This is a genomic window from Tenacibaculum sp. 1B UA (assembly GCF_033978845.1).
Lineage (GTDB): Bacteria > Bacteroidota > Bacteroidia > Flavobacteriales > Flavobacteriaceae > Polaribacter.
On record NZ_JAKVUA010000040.1, the window covers coordinates 1 to 1229 of the forward strand.

Sequence of the window (1229 nt, forward strand, 5' to 3'; positions counted from 1 at the left end):
TGTAGGCTTCCCCTTTTTAGGACACCTCTAATTTCGATAAATAATTATTATTTAGGTCAGATTTGATGAAGAATTTAAATTCTTCATCAAATCTAGGCATGAATTCTTTAGGAGATATATTACCTAATGATTTATGCGGATGGTTAAAATTATAGTCTTCTCTCCAGTTGTCGCTTATTTTTTGAAGTTGATAAATGTCATTGAAATAATAGGCATCTAATATATCTTCCCTAAAGAAACGATTAAATCGTTCTATATATCCGTTTTGCATTGGCTTCCCTGGTTGTGTATATTTAATTTCTATAAAGTTCTTTTTGCACCAGTTCATAAAAGTTTTGGAGGTAAACTCCGGACCGTTATCGCACCTCACGTATTTAGGTGCTCCTATTTCATCTTTTAAACGCTCCAATGTTTCAATTACAGCTCTCGCAGGATAAGAAAGTCATGCATCTATTGCTAGAGCTTCACGGTTACAATCATCTATAACATTAAATACCCGCAACTTTCTGCCATCGGTAAGCACATCGCTCATAAAATCCATACTCCAACACTCATTCAGTGACGAAGGTGCTTCCAAAGGTTGTTTTATTCGTTTGACCAAACGTTTTTTATGTTTACGGCGTAGACTGAGTTTCATTTCGCGGTACACACGTAACACTCGTTTTCTGTTCCATTTTAAGCCTTCACGACGGATCTTGTAATAATATTCATCAAAACCTCTAGTTGGGTATGATTCCGCTAACACTGTTAGTTTATCAATAACCTCGCTATCATCTTTCTTACTTTGGTAATACCACATCGACCTACTCAGTCCTACAACTTGACAGGCACGAATAATGGGAACTGCGAACGTTTTGATAAGATACTTCACACGAACTCTCTTGTCGGAAGGCTTTAGAACTTTTTTGACAATACATCCTTGAGCATCTTATTATCAAGACTCACATCGGCATACATCTGTTTGAGTTTATTATTTTCTTCTTCAAGCTCTTTTAAACGCTTAAGCTGCTGCTGTTCCATACCTCCATACTTCTTACGCCAATAGTAGAACGTGCTTTTATCAATTCCTAATTCTCTAGATAAATCACCAACGGATCTTCCTTGTTCATTTTCCTTAAGAGCTTTAATAATCTGGCTCTCGCTAAATTTGCTGTTTTTCATTGTGACAGTTTGAATTTAAAGTTAGTAAATTCGAATTATTAACTGTCCTATTTTTTGGGAAGCCTACA

At 35.9% G+C, this 1229-nt stretch carries 1 pseudogene; it reads right to left on the reverse strand.

Annotated features, from left to right (window positions below):
• Window positions 1-16 precede the first annotated feature (16 nt).
• Window positions 17-1161, reverse strand: a pseudogene (locus MK851_RS15605) (IS3 family transposase).
• Window positions 1162-1229: the final 68 nt, after the last annotated feature.